A 20,492-nucleotide genomic window follows, 5' to 3' on the forward strand; every position below is an offset into this window, starting at 1 on the left:
CAATCCTGGTATGGAACAGCCCTCCGTACCCGGAAGGAGCCCGTCGCGATGGACCTCCTGGACGGCCGGTTGAAGTTCCGGCACCTGATTCTGCTCATCGCGGTGTACGAGCGCGGGAGCGTCGTACGGGCCGCGGAATCGCTGCACCTCACCCAGCCGGCCGCGACCCGCACCCTTCGTGAGCTGGAAGCCCTCGCGGACCTGCCGCTCTTCGTCCGTGTACCGCGCGGGATGCGGCCCACCGTCTACGGCGAAGCCCTGACGGAGCACGCCCGCGCCGTGGTCGCCGAGATTCGCCGGGCCGGGGACCACCTCACCGGACTCCGTCAGGGACGGGACGGCACCGTGACCGTGGGCACCCTGCTGGCCGGAGCCAATGTGCTCCTGCCCCGGGCGGTCGCAGGGCTCAAACGGGAACGGCCCCGACTCACCGTCGTCGTTCGGGAGGGGACCCCGGACGTCCTCCACCCGGCACTGCTGGCAGGCGAACTGGACGTCATCGTGGGACGGGTGGGATCGACCCCCTCGCAAGGGGACGGGCTGCGCCAACGGAAGCTCTACCGGGAGCCGATCCGGCTCGCCGTCCGCTCGGGCCACCCGCTCCTCGACACCGCGGACGTCACACTCGCGGACACTCTCGGATTCCCGTGGATCCTGCCCGTCGAGCAGACCGCCCTGCGCCAGGAACTCGGTGCCGTCTTCGTCGACCGGGGCCTCACGCCGCCGGCGGACCGCATCGAGTGCACGTCCATCCTCACCATGCGGGCGCTGCTGCTCCAGACGGACATGGTGGCGCTCCTGCCCGAACTGGTCCTGCGCGAGGACGAGCACCTCGCCGCGCTCCCGGTCGAACTCCCTTCGGTGGGGCGTACGGTGGGCACCACCGAAGCAGCCCACCGGACACGCACCCCCGCTCTCCAAGCGCTGCTCCACCACCTCGACCAGGAAGCGGTCCTGCTGCGCGAGACGCTCGATGGAACGCCGGTGGTTGGTTAGCGGTGGTTTTCACCTTTTCCGTCCGCTTGCAGGTCGATTCTCGGAGCGTCGGGCTGCGGTACAGACGGGGCCGTCGTGGCGGGCGATGCCTGCAGGCCGGGTGGGGGGTTGCAGATGGGGCGGAAGGCTACGTGGGCTCAGATCGTGCGGCTGGGTTCAGGATCGCGGCGCATCGCGCAGGCGGCTGGTGTGCGCCGTTCCGGGTCCGCAGTGTCTGCGCTCGCCCTGGGAGCCGTCCAATGGCTGGCGGGCTTTCTGACTCGGGGCCGTTCCCCGGGTGGCATCCTCGCCGTCGCCGCGGTGGGCGGTGACCCCTTCCACGGCGGGGCACTGCCCGCCGTGTGCCTTCGACGGCACGTCCGTGCTGCCGTCGCTGATCAGCACCGATGCCGATTTCGCCCTGGAGGACAGGCTCTCAGAAATCACTACACACGGCGTGGTCAATCGTTCGCGGGACAGGTCGGGCGAACCCGCCCCGCACCCGGCACCATCCAGCCAAATCTCCACGCTCAAGCCCGTTGAGCAGGAAATACACCAAAGTCCGGTTGCAGTACTAGGAGTGCACTGCTTCCCGCGCCATGGCCGCGAAGTCGTGGTGAGGGTCGGGGGCGTCACCGTCACCGGGCCACCACACATACGCGGTCCACTCGCCGTTTTCCGCGATGCTGTCGGCGTGCAGCAGCCAGTAGCAGCCGCTGCCGCCGTCGTCTTGGCCGATCAGCAGGCAGCGCTTGAGCACGGCGAGCTGGTCCACGAAGGAGTCGCTGTCCGACCACGCTTCAATGAGGTCGGCGTCCAGGTCAGCGAACCAGCCGATGTCCCCGACCTGGAACAGATCGACGGCCCCGATGTCCTCCCAGCCGTCACTGACGTGGAGGAAGTTTCGGTACGAGACAGGAAGCCTCATCCCGAGCCGCTCCTCGGCGGCCACGATCGCCTTTTCGCCCGCCGGTTCGGTGCCGGCCCACCCGGCCTCCAGCCGCTCCTTGCTGATGACATGGCGCTGGTCCTCAATGGCCTCACGGACCTCGTCAGAATTGATGTGCCTGGTGTTGAAGTCGCTGAGGAACGCCCGCCATTCTGCGACCGTCAAGGGCGAAGGGGGCGTCGTCATTCCAGAACTCCGATGATGAGTAAGGTGGGTCCCGGACATGGTCCGCCACGGCCGCCCGGTACTGCTCGGGGACCGGTTGGAGCGCGGCGATGACGGCTTGAGCGATCGGACCCGGTTGGGGCGGGGCCTCCGTCATGGCGACGATCACGTCGATGCCCTGTTCGGTCGCCGCTACCGTGATCGCTTTGCTCACCGCAGACCAGAGAGAGCACACGTCCTCCAGGATGGTTAGTGACGGAGGTCTGGCCGACCGGAATCCCAGTCGCAACGGCCGCTCGGCGAGGACGTCGACGGAGGCTTCTCCGCCACCTGGGGTGAGGGCGGAAAGCGCGGCGTCGAGCACTGCTCGCGCCCGACCGGAGATGGGGACAGGAGGAAGCGACGGCAGGGTCTCCATCCGGCCCCGGTGAAGGATCCGCCAGTCGTCGGCGAGATCGGGCAGATGTCGGGATCGTCGGAGCCGAGACATCGGTAGACGTCGCACAACTGCGTCCCGCAGATGGCTGCCGGGTTGCAGGGGAAGGCCGAGGTTCAATCGATAGTTCTTCGACTGCGCGGCCACCGTGCGGTCGCGAGTGGGGACCAGGGTTCCGTCCACGATCAGCACCGTGTTCTTGCGGAACCGCTTGCGCGGCCGGAGCGCGAGCAAGGCGCCGAGGTGTCTGATGACTCGGTCGGCCGCGGACTTCGATAACCCGAAGAGCGGGGCAAGCCGGCGCAGCGTCACGTTTGTCCGTCAGTACGTCGTGACCAGCAGCACTCGGTCCTCCAGTGGCAGTCCCCACGGCCGGCCCCGCCGCACCTCGTCGGCCCCCTCACTGCGCAGCGCAGTTACCAGCTTGCCGAAACAGCGCAGGCTCAGCCCAGTGAAGGAGGCTGTCCAGGACGGGGCCGACGCCGTGATCACTCCAGTCACAGCAAGATCATGAAGCCGAGCCGGGGCCCTGCGGCACCATACCGTCACGGGCCGCCTGGTCAGGGCCTCGCCCAAGGCCGCACCATGCTCAAAGCACGCCAGGGCCGGCGCGACGATCTGATGAGGAGCAGGACGTGGGAAGTCTGTTGAAGGGCGTTTCCGGGGTCCGCTGGGGAGAACTACGCGACGCGACGGGTGCCACCGCCGGCGGTGGCACCCTCTCCTGTCCCGGATCGCATACCGGGATGAGGATACGGCTCGCATCGCCATTGATGACCTGGGCGATGCCCTATGTTCGCTGGGGTTCGTCGTTGGCGAGGTGACAGCTCCCACGGTGCCGTTCCTTCTTGAACTGGCCGGGTCTCCGTACGTGGCTTGCAAGGCTGAGTTACTGGACCTGCTGGGAAGCATCTGCCGGGCCGACCAGTGGCATTCTGCCGCTGCTGCAGTGCAGGACCGCAAGCACGGCGCGAGCTATCAGCAGCCACCCGGCTGGGAGGCAGCAGCAAGGACGGCTCTGTACGCAGGCCGGTCAGTCATCGAGGGCGCTGACCGGGTGGCGTTGGCAGGCATCATCTACGTGCTGCGCAGGGACGTGGCCTGGCGTGACGTTGCCGGGGTCTGGCCGGCCCTGCACCCGGCCCTGCTGACTGAGCTGCGCGCTGCAGATTCGTTCGCGGCGTTGTGGAGGTAGCTGTAGCCGCCGCCGTCCCTCGTGGCCACCCGGTGAGGGGTCGACTGCTGATGCCGTGCGTCGACCCCGGTTTCATGCCCCGTTCTGCGGCACGCCCGACTGCTCCGCGGCCTGCTCGGCGGCGCGTTCAGTCTCTGTGCTCGTCGGCAGGTGGCGCAGCCGTACCCCAGCGAGCACAGCGGCGGCCAGGACGATGACGACGGCCACCGCCGAGGTCTGGCCGAGGCCACTGGCGAAGGCCCCGCGGGTCGCCGCGAGGAGCGGCTCGGCGAGGTGCCGCGGAAGATCGGCGGCGGCTTCCGAGGCGCCGCCGAGAGTGGAGCGCGCGGCGTCCGCCGTCGCTGCGGGCAGTCCGTCGGGCAGGTGGTCGGTGAGGTGGGACCGGTACACGGCGGTGCCGAAGGTGCCGAGCAGCGCGACACCCAGAGCCACCCCCAGTTCTCCGCTGCTCTCCGACAGCGCGGAGGCCGCACCGGCCCGTTCGGGCGGTGCGGTACTGATCACGAAGTCGGCACAGAGCGCGATCATGGGGCTCAGTCCCAGGGCCACGAGTTCATAGCCGATGATGAGCAACGCCAGGTCGTCCGGGCCGACCTGGGAGAGGGCGGCGAACCCGAGCGCCGCGACGGTGAGGCTGCCGGTGATGACCTTCCCGGGGCGCAGGCGGCGGGCGAGCAGCGGGGCGAGCAAGGAGCCGACGATGGTGCCCGCGGCTGCGGGCACCATCCAGGCACCGGCCAAGAACGGCGACAGGTCGAGGACCTCCTGCAGGTACAGGGCGATGAACAACTGGGTGCCCCCCATGGCGAACAGGCCCAACAAGTAGGTGCCCAGCGAGGTGTTGATGACCCGGTCGCGGAGCAGAGAAAGGTCGAGCAGCGGGTCGTCCAGGTGGTTCTGACGGCGTACGAAGAGCAGGCCGAGGGTCACTCCGAGCAGGAGGGTGAGGGCGAAGACCAGGTCCGGGCGCGCTGTGCTGACGTGCTTGATCGCGTAGACGACGCCCAACACCGCGGCCAGGGCGAGCGCGGTGCTGGGCAGGTCGATGCGGCCGGCCCCCGGGTCGCGGTACTCGGGCAGGAGCGCGGGCCCGACTGCGAGCAGCAGCAGCATCACCGGAACACCCAAGAGGAAGACCGAGCCCCACCAGAAGTGTTCAAGGAGCATGCCACCGATCAGGGGCCCGGCAGCGGTGCCGACGGAGAAGCTCGTCATGATGACGGCCACGGCGAAGCTGCGCTGGGTCCCGCGATGGAACATCACGCGGGTCAGGGACAGCGCCGAGGGCATCAGGGTGGCACCGGCGATGCCGAGGAGAGCGCGGGAGGTGACGAGCATCGCCGCGCTGTCCGCGTAGGCGGCGATAACCGAAGCCACGCCGAAGAGGGCGGCGCCGATGAGCAGGATGCGTTTGCGTCCGATGCGGTCGCCGAGCGCGCCGGCGGGCACCAGCGCGCCGGCGATCAGGAACCCGTAGATGTCCATGATCCACAGGAGTTCCGTGGAACTCGGCTCCAGATCACTGCTCAGATGAGGTACGGCCAGGTACAGGACCGTCATGTCCATGGAGATCAGCAGCGTCGGCAGGGCCAGGACGACGAGTCCGATCCACTCCCGCCGGCTGGCTCGGGGCGGGGTTGCGGTGGTCATTGTGGTGCTTCCTCACTTGCGGGGTTGTGCGTGCGGGTGGACGGGCAAGGGTGCCGAGCGGTAGATCCGGGTCACTGTGATCAGGAACGCGGTCTCCTCGGGCAGCGTGTCGGCGCCGATCTGCGCGATGGGAAGCGCGACATGCTGAGGTTCGGCGCCGGACATTCGGGCCGCGCGGGCCCCCTTCAGGAGGACGGCGAGTTCCGCGGCCGGGAAGGCCCCGGCCGCGTCCGAGGCGTGGCGGCACGGATCGGGTCCGCTCGGGGTGCTTGCACTGCCGTCCTGGTTTTCGGCGAATTCACGCGCGTACTGGTGCAGTTCGGTCGTTGCATAGGGAGAGAGCGTGAGGATGGCGTCGCGGATCTCCATGAGCCGGCGGTACAGCAGGAGCCTGGGAGGACCCAGAGGTCGCAGGATTCCCCGGCCGCGCCGGGGAATGAGCAGCACGTGTGGACACGCCTCCACCAGGTCGCGCCACAGGGGCCGGATCCGCCACCAGTTCCTGACGTCGCGGAAGGTGCGGTGGGCTGCGGCTGTGGTGGGTAGGGCCAGCGTGGCGGCGATGAGGAGTCCGTGCAGCGCGAGGGCGAACGGCTGGGCGGTCCCACCCCGAGTGTGGCCGAGGAGGTGGGAGAGCGAGTTGAGCCAGAAGACGCCGGCCATGGCCGTACCGGAACCGAGCAGAAGCAGACCCGCTCTCAGGGATCGGTCGGCGCAATGCCGTCCCCGGCTCAGGCAGACGAGAAGGCACAGGGCGTTGGCGGCCAGATGTGTGGTGATGATGACAAGCCAGTACGGGGCGGGCGGTGTGGGTGACGCCGCGCCGTCCTGGATGAGGTGCCGCCCATGCGGGCCGTACAGCGCGTCCAGGGCGGGGAGGCCTGCCACTACGCAGCAGGCGGCGACCCGTAACCACACCAGCAGCGCCCGGCGTCGGGTGCCGGTGTTCAGGGAGAGGACCAGTTCGAGCAGGGCGAAGGCCGAGATGATGCCGCAGATGTTGCGGATCAGGTCCATGCTGTGCAGGCTGCCGAAGGTCCGGTCGAAGAGGGCGCCGACGCTGTCCAGGTCGAGGGTGTTCGCGGCGGCGGCGGCGAGGCAGGCCAGCCAGAGCTCGCGCTGCTGCCGCGAGCCGACGGTGTGCGGCAGACGCAGCAGGACGGCGGCCCACATGCACAGGGTGCCCAAGGTCTGCGCGGTGGCGCCCAGCGCGCCGACGTCAGCGGTCGCCGAGAACATGGAGGCCAAAAGCCCTTTCGAGGGCTTGTGTCGTGCCGTGTGTGGAGTGGCGGGCCCGGTGCAGAGTCTTGCTGAGGATCAGACTGGCCAGCATCTCGGCATCCTGCTCCTGCCGCGTGGTATGGGCGGCGCGGCGCAGCAGACGCCGAATCAGTTGCGGATCGAGGTCGGGCAGGACCGCTCGCGCCGGGCTGGTCTCGTCCGTGACGGGATGCTGGTGGTCGAGAAGCATGTGGCTGATCTCGTGCAGGATGATGTGGTCCTGGTGGGGGCGGGTGGTCCCCAGCTCGAAGAAGACGTGGTCGTGTGTGTCGGTGGCGAGCCATGCACCGCAGGCGCCACCGACGCGGCCCTCGGCCGGCAGCGGGTGCAGATGGATCGGGCGACCGCGCCGACGTGCAACGTGCCGGCACAGCTGGTGCACCGAGTCGGACCGGGGGAGCGCGAGTTCGTCGAGGACCGCTTCACAGCGCTGGCGTAAGGTGCGGTAAGGGAACAGCAAGTTCATGCGTCCTTCGGTGAGCGGCGGATCGTACGGACCGAGGCGCTCTTGGCTGCTGCGGTGAAGTTCTCTGCATGGCGTCAGGACTCCCCGTCGGCCGGGATGCGCTCATGGTCGGTTGGGGCAGGTGCCGCCGCGTCGTACGGCGGTGTCTCCTCGATGTCCGGCAGGTGGTGCAGCCTGCGGGCCTGGTCGACCATGGCGAGCAGTGCGTCCAGGGTCTCGCCGGAGAGTCCTTCGGCACGCAGCGCCAGAGAGCGGACCTTGTTGTCGCGCAGCGCGGTGGCGAGGCGCAGTTGGGTGTTGACGCGGTCGGCTACCTCTGCGCTGAAGAAGTACTCGGGAGGCACACCGAAGTACTGCGCGAGTACGCCGAGTTGATCGACGGTGACGTTGTGCTTCTTGCCGGTGGCCAGCTCCCACAGGTACGTGCCGGAGAGTGTGCCCCCGGTCGCCTCCCGGATGTCCTTGGCCAGGCGCGCGTAGCCCGGCCTGGTGCGCTCGTCGGGGTGGAGCGTGGTGATGAGATGCGTCAGACATTCGCTGATCGGCTTCGCCGACCGACGGTTCGGTGTCCGTCTGTCGTGGCTGTCCGTCATTCAGTGCCTCCGTGTCCGAACGCTTCACTCGTGAGCGGGCGACCTCCTGTCCGCTACAGCGGACGAGTCTAGCGGTGCGGGCTCGATCTGTGTCCGCGACTGTTGACAGACTGCGACAGCTTCAGCGTAAGCTGCGCGGCATGGCTATCCGCTTTAGCGGATGATCTGTCCAGTCGTGGAGGTGAACCACCTGTGGACACCGGAGAGTTGGTTCCGTCCGACACCGACGCGCCACCGTTGACGATCCCTTCCTCCTTCGCGCATTCCGCGACCGTGGCGCCACTCGCGCCCGCGCTCACCGATGGCCTGCTGTGTCTGACATACCGGCAGCTCCAGGGCGAGGTGAGTGATCTCTCCCACGCCCTCGCGCCCCTGGTGAGCGCGGGTGACCGCGTGGCATTGCAACTTCCGCGCAGCGCGGAGTACGTGGTTCTCTACCTCGCCGTCCTCTCGCTCGGTGCCGTCGTCGTCCCGCTCTCCCCTGATCTCAGCGCGCACGAGACCGGCGGTGAACTCCTGCTCTGCGAGCCGGTGTTGCTGCTGTGTGAACCAAGGGCCCCGGACGCCCGTCCCGGTCGGCGCGCCGATGCGACGGACCGGGTCGGCGGAACACCGGCCGCGGCGGCGCCCGCGGTCGTGTACGTCCCGGTGCGCGCCCGCGCCGACGGAGCCTTGACGGAGCTGCGGACCGCCTGCGGGGCGGTAGCGGTGGGGTGCGCTCCGCAACGCCGCGTGGACCCGGCGGCGGCCGCCGTGCTGCTTGCCACCTCCGGCTCGTACGGCCTGCCCAAGAGGGTCGTGCTCTCTCACACCGCCCTGCTCGCGAGCGCGCGGGCCCACCGGGCGTCGCTCGGTCTCACGGGGGGCCACGAGGTCGCGCTCGCCGTAGTGCCATTGAACTTCGGCTACTGCAACACCGTCCAACTCGTCGGCCAGTTCGACAGCGGCGGCCATCTCGTGCTGCTCGACGGCGACTTCCTGCCCAGCCGCTTCGGGCGGCTCGTCGAGCGGCACGGTGTCACCTCGACCCTGCTCGTGCCCGCCATGCTCCGCCTCCTCACCCTGGGCGACTGGGATCGGGCGTACGACCTGCATTCGCTGCGGCACATCGTGTACGGCGGCGCCGCCACCTCGCAGGAGATACTCGACCGCATCGAAGAGCGGCTGCCCGGTGTGGAACTGGTGGAAACGTACGGCCAGACCGAGGCCGGGCCGAGGGTGACCACGATGCGCCGCCGCGACCGCCACGACCGCCCCGGATCCGTCGGCCGCGCCCTACCCGGCATCGAAGTGAGCGTACGTGACGAGGAGTTCGGTGTCCTCCCCGCGGGCCGGAGCGGAGAGATCGCGGTCCGTGGCCCCGGGGTGATGACCGGCTACTACGACCGTCCGGAGGAGAGCGCGCAGGTGCTGCGCGACGGTTGGCTGCGTACCGGAGATCTCGGCCGCCTCGACGAGGACGGCTTCCTGTATCTGCGCGGCAGGCTACGCAACATCGCGATCGTCAGCGGGATGAACGTTTCCCTTGAAGAGGTCGAAGCCGCTCTCACCGCACACCCCGCGGTGGCCGAGGCCGTGTGTGCGGTGCGCGCCGACGCCCGGGCAGGGGAGACGCTGGTGGCATGGGTACGCCTCGCTCCCGACGCGCACGGCGCCTGCGGTCGTGCACCGGAGGCAGGTGCACCTGATCGGCAAGCCACCGTGCTGAAGGAGGTGATCGGCTTCTGCCGAGACCGACTCAGTGCCCACAAGCGTCCGCGGCGCATCGAGGCGGTGGCGGAGTTCCCGCGTACGCGTACCGGCAAGATCGACCGATCGGCGTTGCACACCCTCAGCCGGGATTCCCCGGCCGGGAGCGACGTACCGGCCCGGACGTGTCCCAAGTCGAGGAGGCAGGCCGTTGACGACTAACGAAGTACAGGACGAAGCCGCCGCCCGGATGAACGGCGGGCAGGAAGCGGATCGCGTGGCTGCCTGGGCGGTGCGGAAGCTGGCCGTGCTGAGTATCCCGCCGCGGCCCGAAGAGGAGATCGCACCCGGGCAGTCCCTCGCCGAGGATCTCGGGGTCGACTCGCTGGCCTTCATCGAGGCTCTGGTCTCCTTCGAGGAGGAGTTCGGTGTGCGCCTCGACGAGGACCGGCTGCTGCTCTCCTCGTACGACACGGTCCAGGACCTCTGCGACCATCTGCGTGCCACCCGCATCCGTTGACGACCGGCCGGGGAGCCCGGAGCCCCTCGGCGGAACCGGAGTACTCAGTGGAACCGGACAGTTATCTCAAGGCCCTCGCCGACGCCGCGCGCGGTCTCGACCCGGACGAGGTCACCGCGGCCGCCGACCGGATCGAAGCCGCCTGGGCCCGCGGCGCCACCGTCTTCGTTGTCGGGAACGGCGGTAGCGCTGCCACGGCCTCGCACATGGCGTGCGACCTGGCGAAGTCCGCTACGCCGGGCCTCGCGGCTGGGAACAGAGTGGTCCCGCTGCTCGACACCTCGGTGCTGACCGCCTGGGCCAACGACGTCTCCTACGAGGCGGTCTTCGCCGCCCAGCTCGCCACCCAGGCCCGGGCCGGCGACATCCTGATCGTGGTCACCGCCAGCGGAAACTCGCCCAGCATCGTGCAGGCGCTGACCACGGCGCGCACCCGCCGGGTGGAGACCATCGCTCTGCTTGGCTTCGACGGTGGCAGGGCGCGTTCCCTCGCCGACGACGTGATCATGGTGCCCGCGGACCACTACGGAGTCGTCGAGGACCTGCACCTCGCGGTCAACCATATGATCACCGAGCTGCTCGGCGCCCGCGCCCTCGCCTCGTCGTCGGTCGCGGCCTCGCCGACCGTGGGCGGTACGCGGTGAACCGGGGCGCGGCCGCTGGGGCGGACATCTGGGACGAGCGGGCGCGCCGGCCGGGCCTGCACGCCGTGCTCTCCGGGCGTTGGACGCCCGAGCAGTGCGCCGAGGTCGACCGCGAGCAGAAGGAGCTGATCGCGCGTCTCCTGCCCGACCTGACCCGGGACCGGGTGCTCGACCTCGGCTGTGGCGTCGGACGGCTCACCGCCTGGCTGAGTGCCCGTGCCCGCTGGACGGTGGGAGTCGACCGGTCGGCGGAGATGGTACGCAGGGCGGCCCGCGCCCTCGATGGCAGGTCGGCTCTCGCGATCCGCTCCGGCATTGACGAACTGCCCTTCGCCGACGGGTCCTTCCACACCGTCTTGGCTGTCTTCACGTTGCAGCACCTCACCGACGACGCGGTGTTCCGGTCCTCCGTGCGGGAGATGGGTCGGGTGGTGACGCCGCGCGGAGGCCGCGTTCTCATCGTGGATGGCCACAACCCGTCAGCCGTCCCGCGTGACGTCTCCAGTGCCACCACCTCCACCGTGACCCGGCCGATCCCCGCCTACGGCGACCTGGCGGCGGTCGCCGAGCTCACGCACGTGGAGGAGCTTACGTACGCCGGAGACCGCTATCACGTCCAGCTCTGGCGGACCACCTGACCCCCCGGCTCGCGACCGCCCATCGCCCAGCTCCGGCGGACACCCCTGCCCGCCGCAAGAAGGGAGCGCCGTGCGCATCTGGTTCCTCACCCCCACCTTCCCGCCTGTCCACGGCGGGTCGGAGACACAGATCTACACCCTCGCCGCGGGCCTGGTTCGGCGCGGCCACCAAGTCGATGTCCTCACCGAACGTTACGCGCAGACCGAGGCGCAGGAGGAAATGCTCGGCGTGCGCGTACACCGTGTGCGCACCGACGCCGCACGCTGGTCGGAGCCTGACCGGGTGCCGTGGGAGGAGCGGCTCTTCGGGCTGCTCGGCGACGCCGAACGCGTCATCGGCTCCAGCGGCGTCGACATCCTGCAGACCTTCTGCCAGGTCGGCGCCGTCCTCGGCGCGATGATGCGGGGCGGTCTCGACTGTCCGCTGGTTGTGACGATGAACGAGACCACCCCCGACGTCGACCCGTTCGGCGCCTCCCGCTCCCGCCTGGTCTTCGGGCAACTGCCTTACGACGCCATGGTGGTGGGCAGCCGTGCCTACCACGACCAGGCCATCGGCTACGGCGCGGCTCCGGACCACGTGCACCTTGTGCGCTACGGCATCGAGGCCGGCCTGTACGGCGGCGCCCACGAGCGGGAGATCCAGGACGCCCGCTCCTGGCTCGGCGTCGAGCCCGACGACCCGCTGGTACTGCTCGTGGGCCGGTACAAGGAACGCAAGGGCCAGCGCGAGCTGGTGCGGGCGATGGCCGACATCGTCGCCAGGCACCCCCGGGCCCGGGCCGTCCTGGTGGGCTCCCTGAACTCCGCGTCGGCCACCTACTTGCGGTGGTTGGAGGACGACATCGACGCGCTGGGGCTGCGCGGGCATGTGCTTCTGCGTGGTTCTGACCGGCCGTTCGGGGCGATGCGCGCGATCTACGGCGCTGCGGACGTGGTGGTGCAGCCCAGCCACGCCGAGGGCCTCTGCCTGTCCGCCATCGAGGCAGTCGCAGCGGGCCGTCCCCTGGTGGCCGCGTCGGTTTCCGGCCTGTCCGAGGTCCTTGAGTGCTGCCCGGGCACGGTCCCGGTGCCGCCGCACGACCCCACCGCGCTGGCCGACGCGGTCTGCGCCCTGCTCGACGCCCCGGAACGGGCGGCGGCTGACGCCCGCCGCGCCCAAGAGGCAGGGCGGCGGGAGTTCGCCGCCGAGGCTATGGTCGACGGATATCTGAAGGTCTACGAGCGGCTTCGCGCCGCCCCCGCGAGAACGACCCAAGGGACGGCGCGCACCGGGAGGGTCAGCCCGTGACCGTCAGGCCGGGAATGCCGCGCAGCTCGGGCAGGCCGCTGACGATGGCGGCCAGCTCGGGCGAAGCGAGCACGACACAGCCGCGCCGGTACCCGGTCTCCTCCCGCCCGGGGCAGCTCGGCCACAGAACACGGCTCTCGCCCAGAGCCGAGCTTCCCAGATATTCCACGGTCAGTTCGGTTCGGCCGTACGCGTCGAATCCGTAGCCGTCGTCGTCTGGGACTTTGAAATCGTCGATGACGATGACTGAGAGGGGCCAGTTCTGCAGAATGAAGGCCACTTCGTGGCGTAGTGGTAGATCAGCGTTCCAGTGCGCGTCCAAGTAGCACAGGAAAGGCTCTGAAGATGGAACGTGTTCACCTTGTCGCAGCATTAGCAGCGCGTCTCGTGAATCGCGATTGATAACTTTGATTTCGGGTACGTGGCGAAACTCCCGGGCTACGTAGCGGGCGAAGCCAGGGTTCTTCTCGGCGGTGTATACGGGTTTTCCCGAGACCTGCCACAGGAAGCGTGTCGATGCGCCCCGATAGCTGCCCGATTCGTAGAGGGCAGCCGGGCGCACTGCGCTGACCAGGGAGCGGAACATGTCCTGTCGGGCCCGCTGGCCGTTGAACGGCTCCAGCCAGGGGCCATCGACGGCGGGAATGTTCCGGCCGATGAGCTCGGCGACGGCAGGGTGCAGGGGACGGGACAGCGAGTCGTAACTCCTGGCCAGAAAAGCGGTGGCCTGTTGGGTTATGCGGTTGATCGCCATGGAACTCCACCTCCGAAGCGGACGGGCGCCAGTGTCCTGGCCCATTCTGCATTGATAAGAGATTGCGGGAGGAGTCGTCAAGTCCGCAAGAGGTGAATGAACTTCGAGCGGGGGTGTTGTCTGTTCGAAATTAGCTGCTACATTACTCAACCTGGACCCGGAACGTGACATGGGCACGTATTCCTGGCGCGGTGTTTCTCCGAGGTTTCGTGCATTCGAGAGGGGTTGGCAGCATGCCGTTGGTCCCGGCCGTCGAGATCGAGATCTCCGACGACGAGCGTCACGAGGTGCTCGCCGAGGTCGACCGGCTGCTGCGGTCCGGCAGGTTCTCCCAGGGGCGCAATGTCGAGGCGTTCGAGGAGGAGTTCGCGGCGTACACGAGGACGGCGAGCGCCCTTGCCGTCTCCAGCGGCACCACCGCCCTGGAGCTGATCTTCCGAGCCCTGGGTGTGGAGGGCCGTGAAATCGTCGTGCCGGCGGCCACCAACTTCGCGACGTACATCGCCGCCGAACGCGCGGGGGCCACCGTGCGCCTCGCCGACGTCGACCCGACCACCTTGGCCCCCACCCTCGAACAGGTGCGCGCGGTGTGCACCCCGCGTACGGCGGCGGTGACGGTCGTGCACACCGGCGGCCTGATCGGCCCCGAGACCGAGGCTGTCGCGGCCTGGTGCGAGCAGCGCGGACTCGCGCTGGTCGAGGACTGCGCCCATGCCCACGGCAGCGAGCGTGGTGGGCGCCACGCGGGCACGTTCGGCGTCGCGGGCGCCTTCTCGTTCTTCGCCACCAAGGTCATGACGACCGGGGAGGGGGGCATGGTGGTCACTGGAGACGGTCGACTGGCCGACGAGATCAGGCTGTTGCGCAATCTCGGCAAGCCCGAGGTGTGGGTGAGCACCCACACACGTCCCGGCTGGAACGCTCGCCTGCCCGAGTTCGCCGCAGTCCTGGGACGCGCCCAACTCCGGCGACTGCCAGAGGTGCTGGAGGCCCGCCGGGCGGTCGCCGTCGGTTACGCCGACGCCCTGCGCGGCCTGCCCGTCGGGGACTTCCTGCTGCCCGACCACTCCTACAGCGGGTACAAGGCGATGCTGATGCTCCCACCGGGCACCGACCGCGACGCCCTCAAGGAGCGGTTGCGCGAACGCTCCGTACAGGCGGCGGGGGAGGTGTACGCGATGCCGCTGCACCACCAGCCGGTGCTCGCCGGCCGGCACGCCGGTTTGCGGCTGCCCGGTGCCGAGCGGGCCTGCGCCGGGCAACTGTGCCTGCCCATCTACCCCGGCCTGGACGACGAGCGACAGGCGCACGTGGTGCGCGCGCTCTGCAACTCACTGACCGAACTCACGGAGGAAGGCGCACGATGACGGCGAGGCCCCGACCGAAGCGCGCGCCCGCCGAGGCACCGCGGGAGACCGCCCGCGCGCGCGTTGCGTTCCGCACCCCCTGGATAGTTGTTCGCGAGGCCCACGAGCCCGAACCCGAAGGGCCCGGGCGCAGTTGGCACTACCTGGACCATCCAGGCTGCGCCCTCGTGCTGCCGCTGACCGCCGACGGCACCCTGCTGCTCATCCGGTCCTGGCGAGTCGCGGTGGGCGGGTGGTGCCTGGAGGCCCCGGCCGGACGGTGCGAGCCGGGGGAGAGCCCGTGCGGGACCGCCCGCCGAGAACTGTCCGAAGAGACCGGTGCACGCGCCGGAGTCCTGCACCCCCTTGGCACTGTCCGGCCCTCCAGCGGCTCCTCCAATGAGGAGGTCCACCTGTTCCTGGCCCCCGACGTCCGGCCCGGCTCTCCCCACCACGACGACGGAGAGGTCATCCGCCCCTGCCCGCTCCCGGCGGCCGAAGCTCTCGAGCTCGCCACATCGGGCGAGCTCCAGGACGCCCCCACTGCCCTGGCCCTGCTCCGCGCCCACCGGCTCGGCCTGCTGCCCACCGTGAGCCCGGCGTCCACCGCCGCACCGACGGTCCTCGGGCAGCAGCGATGAGCGCCGTGTCCGCCCGGGACCGCGGTGTCCCCGCCGATGCCGCACACGGGATCCAGGTCGTCGTTCTGGCCGGCGGGTTGGGCACCCGGCTCGGCGACCTCGGCACCCGGCTGCCGAAGGTCTTGCTGCCCGTCGCCGGCCGCCCCTTCCTCGACCTGCTGCTCGCCCCGCTCATGGATGCCGGGCTGCGCCGCTTCCACTTCTGCCTCGGACACCTGGCGCAGCCCGTGCTCGAACACCTCCGCCGAGTGGCCGCGCCCATCGAGGTGACCTCGCACGTCGACACCGCCCAGCGCGGCACCGCCGGAGCGCTGCGCGCGGCCGAGCGGCACCTGGATGAGGTGTTTCTGCTGGTCCTCGGGGACACTCTGCTGGACCTTCCCTACGCCGACGCGCCCCACTGGCTGCACGACACCCGGGACGAGGCTGCCATGGTCGTGACCTCCGCGTACTCCGGCGTACGCCCCAATACCCGCGTCGAGGAGGGCCGGGTGACCGGATACGACAAGGACGCCACAGCGGACACCCGCACGCTCTGGACGGACACCGGCGTCTGTGTCCTGCGCCGCCGGGCCCTGCGGCGTCTGGGGGCCGAGCAGGACCCGGTGGACCTCGGCGTGCTGTTCCGCGCGCTCATCCGCCGCCGTTCGCTCGCGGCCCACCTGGTCGATCAACCGTTCACCGACATCGGCACACCCGAACGCTACAGCCGTTTCGTCGCCGTACCCGAAGACCGCACGTCCTGACACTCCGTACAGCGAACCACCTGCACAGCGAGCCACCGCACCGCCCGATGATTCCCAGAGACCCGAGGAGTCCCGTGCGTATTCTGCTGGTCGAACCCGCCGTCTACACCCCGGACGGCCTGGACAAACGCGAGATGCGGCCCTCGCAGCTGATTTCCCTCACGCTGCCCTACCTGGCCGCCATGGTGCCGCCCGACTGGGAGGTCGACCTGGTCTACGAGGTCTGCGAGGACCTGGAACGGGACTACGACCTCGCTTCCTACGACCTCGTAGGCATCACCACCCAGACCATCCAGCTCAAGCGGACCCTGGAACTCGCCCGCATGATCCGCAGGCAGGGTCCCCGCGTCGTCATCGGAGGCCCCGCCACCGTCGAGGACAACCACAGCCTGGTCCCGGTGATCAGCCGTTTCTGCGACTCCGTCGTCGTCGGTGAGGCCGACGTGCTGTGGCGTCACCTGATCGCCGACCTGGCCAGGGGTGAACTCAAGGAGATCTACCAGAGCCATGAGCCGGTGCCGATGGCGGGACACCCGCTTCCCCGCTTCGACCTGGTCGACTTCAACAAGATCGCGACGCCGCACGTGCTGCCGTCGTTTACCGCGCGCGGCTGCCCACGGCGGTGCACGTTCTGCAGCGAGGTTCTCTACAGCAAGTGGCGCTACCGTCCCGTCGACGACGTGCACCAGGAACTCCTCGCCTACCGCGACCGGTTCGGCATACCCCGCGTGGTGTTCCGCGACGACGACTTCCTGGTCTTCCCCAAGCGCTCCAAGGAACTCCTCGGCCGCCTGGCGGGGGAAGGCATCGAGTGGGGATGCCAGACCGACTTCAACCTCGCCCGCCACCCCGACGTCGTACAGTCGGCGCTCGACGGCGGCATGCGGGTGGCCTCTTTCGGCGTGGAGAGCGTCCGGGAGAAGAACCGCGAGTTCACCGAGAAGACCTTCTTCACCATCCCCGAGGCCGAGGAGCTGCTCCTGCGGCTGCACGAGGCCGGAGTGGAGACACAGGTCAATGTCATCTTCGGCTTCGACTGGGACGACCCCGACGTCTTCGAGGAGACCTACGAGTTCGCCCTGCGCACCAAGGTCTCCCGGCTGTTCCTGAGCGTCCTCTACCCGATCCCCGGCACCCCGCTCTACGAGCACCTCGCGCGGGAGGGACGACTGCTCGAAAAGCGTCCCCAGGGCATTGACGACCCGCTGGCCGTGACCTTCACCCCCAAGCTGTTGACGCCGGACCAGCTCGTCGAGGGCTATCTCGACGTCGAACGGCGCTTCGCCGAGACCGATCTGACCGGCCGCAACTACTGGCTCGGCAAGGACCTCGTCGTCGTCTGACCCCGTGCCGCGGAGCGCGTGCGCCCGAACCCTTTGAACGTGAGGAGATTCATGACTGCCGTCAGTGTGGTCGTGCCCACCCGTGACCAGGCGTCCCGCCTGGAGGCGACGCTGCACGCGTTCACCCGCCAGGATGCACCGCCCGGCGGCTGGGAAATCGTCGTGGTGAACGACGGTTCGAGCGACACCACCGCCGACGTGCTGCGGGCCGCCGCCCGGCACCTGCCGCTGCGCGCGGTCCACACCTCCGGCGAAGGCCGGGCCGCCGCCAGGAACACCGGCGTGCGGACCGCCGAGGGAGAGGTCGTCGTCTTCTGCGACGGGGACCGCGCACCGGTACCCGGCTACGTGCGTGCGCATGCTCACGCCCACGTCGACGGGGGACGGCGGGTCGTGGTCGGCGACGTCAAGGAGCTGTACCTCAGCGGCTTCGAAGAACGCCTTGCCGAGATCAAGGAATTGCTCACGGTCGACGGGGAGGCGCTGCGGCGCCGCTCCCGCACTCCCATGTTCGTGAAGAAGGTCTGCGACGTCTACGACACCTCAGGACGGACCGTGTCGCCGGTGCGCTGGCTCAGCTTCCTGTCCGGCAACGTCTCGCTGCGCCGCGACCTCTATGACCGGGTCGGTGGATTCGACGAGAGCTTCAGCGGCTGGGGTCTCGAACACCTGGAGCTCGGCTACCGCCTCGTCGCGCACGGCGCCGCGTTCCTGCACTGCGCCGCCGCCCGCAACGACCACTTCGCGCACGGCAGACCCGTCGGGTTCTACCGCGCGTCCCTGGAGAGCTCGGCCGCGCGGTTCGAGCGCAAGCACCCAGAGGTACCGGCGCGGCTGCTGCTCGCACTGACGCTGGACGGGATGTCCCTGACGGAGTTCGAGAAGGCAGTGACGGAGTTCGCGGAGCCTGCGTCCGTCCACGAGGACGAGCCGGCACGAGAGGAGCGGTGAGTATGCGGCAACGGCTGAGCCAGTACTTCCTGACGGCGCACGAACCCGCCGACCCGGTGTGCGTGGTGCGCCACCACCACGACGACGCCGCTCCCACTGTCGTACTCCTGACCGGACTCGCCCTGTCGATGAGCGAGCCGCGCTACCTGTGGTCGATCCTGGCCCGCAGACTGCGCGCACGCGGCCTCAACGTCGTGCAGTACGACCATCCGGGCCACGCGGACAGCGCGGCCACCGGCCGCCCGGCCACCTGGCCCGGGGTACGGCACGCGGCCCGCGCCGTCGTTGCACACGCCCGCGCGACCGGTGCCGGACCCGTGTCCGTGATCGGCTGCGGACTCGGCAACGTGCTGGCCGCCGAGCTGCTCACGACCGGCGAGGCCGCCTCGGGACTGCTCGTCTGTCCCGACCTCGCGCTGTGGCGGACCGGCACCGACGCCGCTCCCGGGGAACTCGCAGCTCTCGCCGCCCGGGGCCGTGCGGCTCCCGACGAACTCCAGGACAGTTTTGTCGCCGCGGCGCTCCTCGACGCGGCCGTGGGGGAGCCCTACCAGCCGCCGCAACCCGCGGGACCGGTCGACGCCGCACTCCTCGCGGCGGCGGCTCCCGCGGCGTGGACCGCCTTTGCGGCCCTGCCCGGCACCCGCACCCTGGTCGTCGCGGCCACCCCCGAGGACCAGCAGTGGACCCGCGCCGCCGGTCTGCCGCTGCGGGAGATCGTCCACCGGCCGGACAAGTGGGCCCCGAGCTGGCACTGGGAACACGAGCCGCGCGAGACGGTGATGACGGCCGCGGTGGACTTCCTGACCGACGGCGCCGCCGGACCCGTACCGGCCGAGGCTCCTGCCTCCGGACCAGCTGCCGCCGACCGCACCCCCTACACCGGCCGTACCGCCGACTCCGTTCCCGGACCCGGGAGTTCCGTCATCAGCTCGGTGCACTTCGGCTCCGACGGCGACGAACTCCTCGGCATCCTGCACACACCCGATCTCGGCGCGGCCTCCGGACCCTGGCCGATCTGCCTGATCTACGAACCCGGCAACCCCGGCCAGCGCGTCGACATCCACGAGTGCGGCACCCTCCTCGCACACGCGGGTGCCGAGCGCGGACTGCCTGTCTTCCGGTACGACAGCCGGGGTACCGGCGTCAGCGACGGCACCTTCACGCATACCACCTGGAGCCGCCGCCTGGCGGACCTGCGCGCGGCCGTGGGCCAGCTGCGCACCCAAGGGGTCGCCGAACGGTTCGTCGTCGTCGGCAACAGCGCGGGAGCCAGGCTCGCCGCGATGGCCGCGCACGCCTTGCCCGAGGTTGACGGCGTCGTGCTGTGGGGACCGATCCTCGACGAGGAGGACGGCGAGGGACCCGCTCCCCGGCTGCACCGCGTCGACGGCACCCTCGCCGCCGCCTGGTGCGGCCTGTGGCTGGGTGTCGCCTACACCCGCGACGACCGCGGCCGTGACTACCCCGCGCTGCTGCGCGACAGCGGCGTACCGGTGTGCGTCGTCTACGGCACCGAGGAACTGGACCACCCCGACGGCACCACCCGCCTCATGCTCGACGGGACCGGGACCCGTCCCGACTGGCAACTGCACGTCGTCGACGGCAGCCACGGCTTCTCCGCGAGCGGCCTGGCCACGGCCGTGGCGGCCACCACCGCGTGGACGGCCACCGCCTTTGCACCCGCCCGACCGGCCGGCGCCGAAACCGTGTTGGAGGTACCGACCCATGACCGATGACCACGCCGCGCAACACCACGAAGGGATCTCTGAACAGAACCCTGAACGGAGCCAAGAACGAAGTTCGTCGACCGGCCCGAAACAGGCCAGCGAAACCCCCCGCGGCCAGCGCGCCGTCGACCGCACCCGTCCGCCCCAGTGGCGCCAGGACCCGCTGCGCATCGAGCAGACCGAGTGCATCAGCTGCGACGCCTGCGTCGAGGCCTGCCCGTCCCAGTTCGGCGCCGTCTTCAACCTGGGTCGCGGCGGCATGGCGATCCTGCCCGAACTCTGCTCCGGCTGCGGCAAGTGCCTGCCTCCGGTGTGTCCCGTGGACTGCATCTACCCGGACGAGGAATGGCAGCCCGCTCCCGAACAGTGGTGGCAGGAGCCGTTCGGCCCGCACGACCCCTACGTGCTGGAGGACGGCACCCGCCGTCCCCCCGTACAACCGACCCGGATCCGGCGCTGGTGAGCGCGGCAGGGACAGCGATGAGGAGG

The 20,492-nt window shown here is 69.8% G+C and carries 20 protein-coding genes and 1 pseudogene; 14 read left to right on the forward strand and 7 right to left on the reverse strand.

Going from position 1 to position 20,492, the window contains the following annotated elements:
* Positions 1–48: 48 nt before the first annotated feature.
* The gene (locus IE272_RS23890; protein ID WP_056704485.1) at positions 49–996 is read left to right on the forward strand and encodes a LysR substrate-binding domain-containing protein; all 948 of its coding nucleotides are present in this window, start codon (positions 49–51) and stop codon (positions 994–996) included.
* Between the two features lie 553 nt (positions 997–1,549).
* Here IE272_RS23890 and IE272_RS23895 read toward each other — a convergent pair.
* Both IE272_RS23895 and IE272_RS23900 read right to left on the reverse strand, forming a co-directional pair.
* Positions 1,550–2,089, reverse strand: a complete 540-nt coding sequence (locus IE272_RS23895; RefSeq protein WP_229897564.1) for an SMI1/KNR4 family protein — start codon at positions 2,087–2,089, stop codon at positions 1,550–1,552.
* Between the two features lie 552 nt (positions 2,090–2,641).
* Positions 2,642–3,026, reverse strand: a pseudogene (locus IE272_RS23900) (helix-turn-helix domain-containing protein); the annotation flags it as partial.
* Positions 3,027–3,360: 334 nt separating this feature from the next.
* On the opposite strand from IE272_RS23900, the gene IE272_RS39350 reads away from it, so the two are divergent.
* Positions 3,361–3,720: a hypothetical protein gene (locus IE272_RS39350; RefSeq protein WP_373304187.1), complete on the forward strand. Its 360-nt coding sequence runs from the start codon at positions 3,361–3,363 to the stop codon at positions 3,718–3,720.
* A gap of 72 nt (positions 3,721–3,792) precedes the next feature.
* Here the strand turns inward: IE272_RS39350 and IE272_RS23910 are convergent, their stop codons facing one another.
* The 4 genes from IE272_RS23910 to IE272_RS23925 all read right to left on the reverse strand — a co-directional run bounded on the left by IE272_RS23910 (position 3,793) and on the right by IE272_RS23925 (position 7,710).
* Positions 3,793–5,370, reverse strand: coding sequence for an MFS transporter (locus IE272_RS23910; RefSeq protein WP_190007919.1), 1,578 nt, complete (start codon positions 5,368–5,370; stop codon positions 3,793–3,795).
* Between the two features lie 12 nt (positions 5,371–5,382).
* Complete coding sequence (locus tag IE272_RS23915) at positions 5,383–6,609, reverse strand: MAB_1171c family putative transporter (RefSeq protein WP_190007921.1); 1,227 nt, start codon at positions 6,607–6,609, stop codon at positions 5,383–5,385.
* Positions 6,590–7,117 carry a hypothetical protein gene (locus IE272_RS23920; protein WP_056704479.1) on the reverse strand — a complete coding sequence of 176 codons (528 nt, stop codon included), beginning with the start codon at positions 7,115–7,117 and terminating at the stop codon, positions 6,590–6,592. Before IE272_RS23920 ends, IE272_RS23915 begins: the two co-directional genes overlap by 20 nt.
* Positions 7,118–7,191: 74 nt before the next feature.
* Positions 7,192–7,710, reverse strand: coding sequence for a hypothetical protein (locus IE272_RS23925; protein WP_229897567.1), 519 nt, complete (start codon positions 7,708–7,710; stop codon positions 7,192–7,194).
* A gap of 192 nt (positions 7,711–7,902) precedes the next feature.
* On the opposite strand from IE272_RS23925, the gene IE272_RS23930 reads away from it, so the two are divergent.
* The 5 genes from IE272_RS23930 to IE272_RS23950 all read left to right on the forward strand — a co-directional run bounded on the left by IE272_RS23930 (position 7,903) and on the right by IE272_RS23950 (position 12,492).
* Positions 7,903–9,621 carry a class I adenylate-forming enzyme family protein gene (locus IE272_RS23930; RefSeq protein ID WP_050362945.1) on the forward strand — a complete coding sequence of 573 codons (1,719 nt, stop codon included), beginning with the start codon at positions 7,903–7,905 and terminating at the stop codon, positions 9,619–9,621.
* A complete protein-coding gene (locus tag IE272_RS23935; protein ID WP_143202812.1) occupies positions 9,611–9,919 on the forward strand; it encodes an acyl carrier protein in 309 nt (102 codons plus the stop codon). The genes IE272_RS23930 and IE272_RS23935 overlap by 11 nt, the downstream gene beginning before the upstream one ends.
* Positions 9,920–9,966: 47 nt before the next feature.
* The gene (locus IE272_RS23940) at positions 9,967–10,563 is read left to right on the forward strand and encodes an SIS domain-containing protein (protein WP_056704475.1); all 597 of its coding nucleotides are present in this window, start codon (positions 9,967–9,969) and stop codon (positions 10,561–10,563) included.
* Positions 10,560–11,201: a class I SAM-dependent methyltransferase gene (locus tag IE272_RS23945; RefSeq protein ID WP_050362948.1), complete on the forward strand. Its 642-nt coding sequence runs from the start codon at positions 10,560–10,562 to the stop codon at positions 11,199–11,201. The genes IE272_RS23940 and IE272_RS23945 overlap by 4 nt, the downstream gene beginning before the upstream one ends.
* Positions 11,202–11,271: 70 nt before the next feature.
* Positions 11,272–12,492, forward strand: coding sequence for a glycosyltransferase family 4 protein (locus IE272_RS23950; protein WP_050362949.1), 1,221 nt, complete (start codon positions 11,272–11,274; stop codon positions 12,490–12,492).
* On the opposite strand, the gene IE272_RS23955 is transcribed toward IE272_RS23950, so the two are convergent.
* On the reverse strand, positions 12,482–13,246 hold the full coding sequence (locus IE272_RS23955) for a hypothetical protein (RefSeq protein WP_190007923.1): 765 nt from the start codon (positions 13,244–13,246) through the stop codon (positions 12,482–12,484). The genes IE272_RS23950 and IE272_RS23955 overlap by 11 nt on opposite strands.
* A gap of 233 nt (positions 13,247–13,479) precedes the next feature.
* Between IE272_RS23955 and IE272_RS23960 the strand changes: the two genes are divergently transcribed.
* The 7 genes from IE272_RS23960 (at position 13,480) to IE272_RS23990 (ending at position 20,466) form a co-directional block, all read left to right on the forward strand.
* Positions 13,480–14,613 (forward strand): DegT/DnrJ/EryC1/StrS family aminotransferase, encoded by a 1,134-nt coding sequence (locus IE272_RS23960; protein WP_190007925.1) that lies wholly within the window; start codon positions 13,480–13,482, stop codon positions 14,611–14,613.
* The gene (locus IE272_RS23965; protein ID WP_078961511.1) at positions 14,610–15,233 is read left to right on the forward strand and encodes an NUDIX hydrolase; all 624 of its coding nucleotides are present in this window, start codon (positions 14,610–14,612) and stop codon (positions 15,231–15,233) included. The genes IE272_RS23960 and IE272_RS23965 overlap by 4 nt, the downstream gene beginning before the upstream one ends.
* The gene (locus IE272_RS23970) at positions 15,230–15,979 is read left to right on the forward strand and encodes a sugar phosphate nucleotidyltransferase (RefSeq protein ID WP_079045436.1); all 750 of its coding nucleotides are present in this window, start codon (positions 15,230–15,232) and stop codon (positions 15,977–15,979) included. The genes IE272_RS23965 and IE272_RS23970 overlap by 4 nt, the downstream gene beginning before the upstream one ends.
* A 74-nt stretch (positions 15,980–16,053) precedes the next feature.
* The gene (locus IE272_RS23975; protein WP_190007927.1) at positions 16,054–17,322 is read left to right on the forward strand and encodes a B12-binding domain-containing radical SAM protein; all 1,269 of its coding nucleotides are present in this window, start codon (positions 16,054–16,056) and stop codon (positions 17,320–17,322) included.
* Positions 17,323–17,373: 51 nt separating this feature from the next.
* Positions 17,374–18,273, forward strand: coding sequence for a glycosyltransferase (locus tag IE272_RS23980; protein ID WP_056704466.1), 900 nt, complete (start codon positions 17,374–17,376; stop codon positions 18,271–18,273).
* Positions 18,274–18,275: 2 nt separating this feature from the next.
* Positions 18,276–20,012: an alpha/beta fold hydrolase gene (locus IE272_RS23985; protein WP_056704464.1), complete on the forward strand. Its 1,737-nt coding sequence runs from the start codon at positions 18,276–18,278 to the stop codon at positions 20,010–20,012.
* On the forward strand, positions 20,002–20,466 hold the full coding sequence (locus IE272_RS23990) for a ferredoxin family protein (RefSeq protein WP_107103524.1): 465 nt from the start codon (positions 20,002–20,004) through the stop codon (positions 20,464–20,466). Before IE272_RS23985 ends, IE272_RS23990 begins: the two co-directional genes overlap by 11 nt.
* Positions 20,467–20,492 lie beyond the last annotated feature (26 nt).

It is taken from the genome of Streptomyces anulatus (assembly GCF_014650675.1).
Classification (GTDB): Bacteria; Actinomycetota; Actinomycetes; order Streptomycetales; family Streptomycetaceae; genus Streptomyces; species Streptomyces anulatus.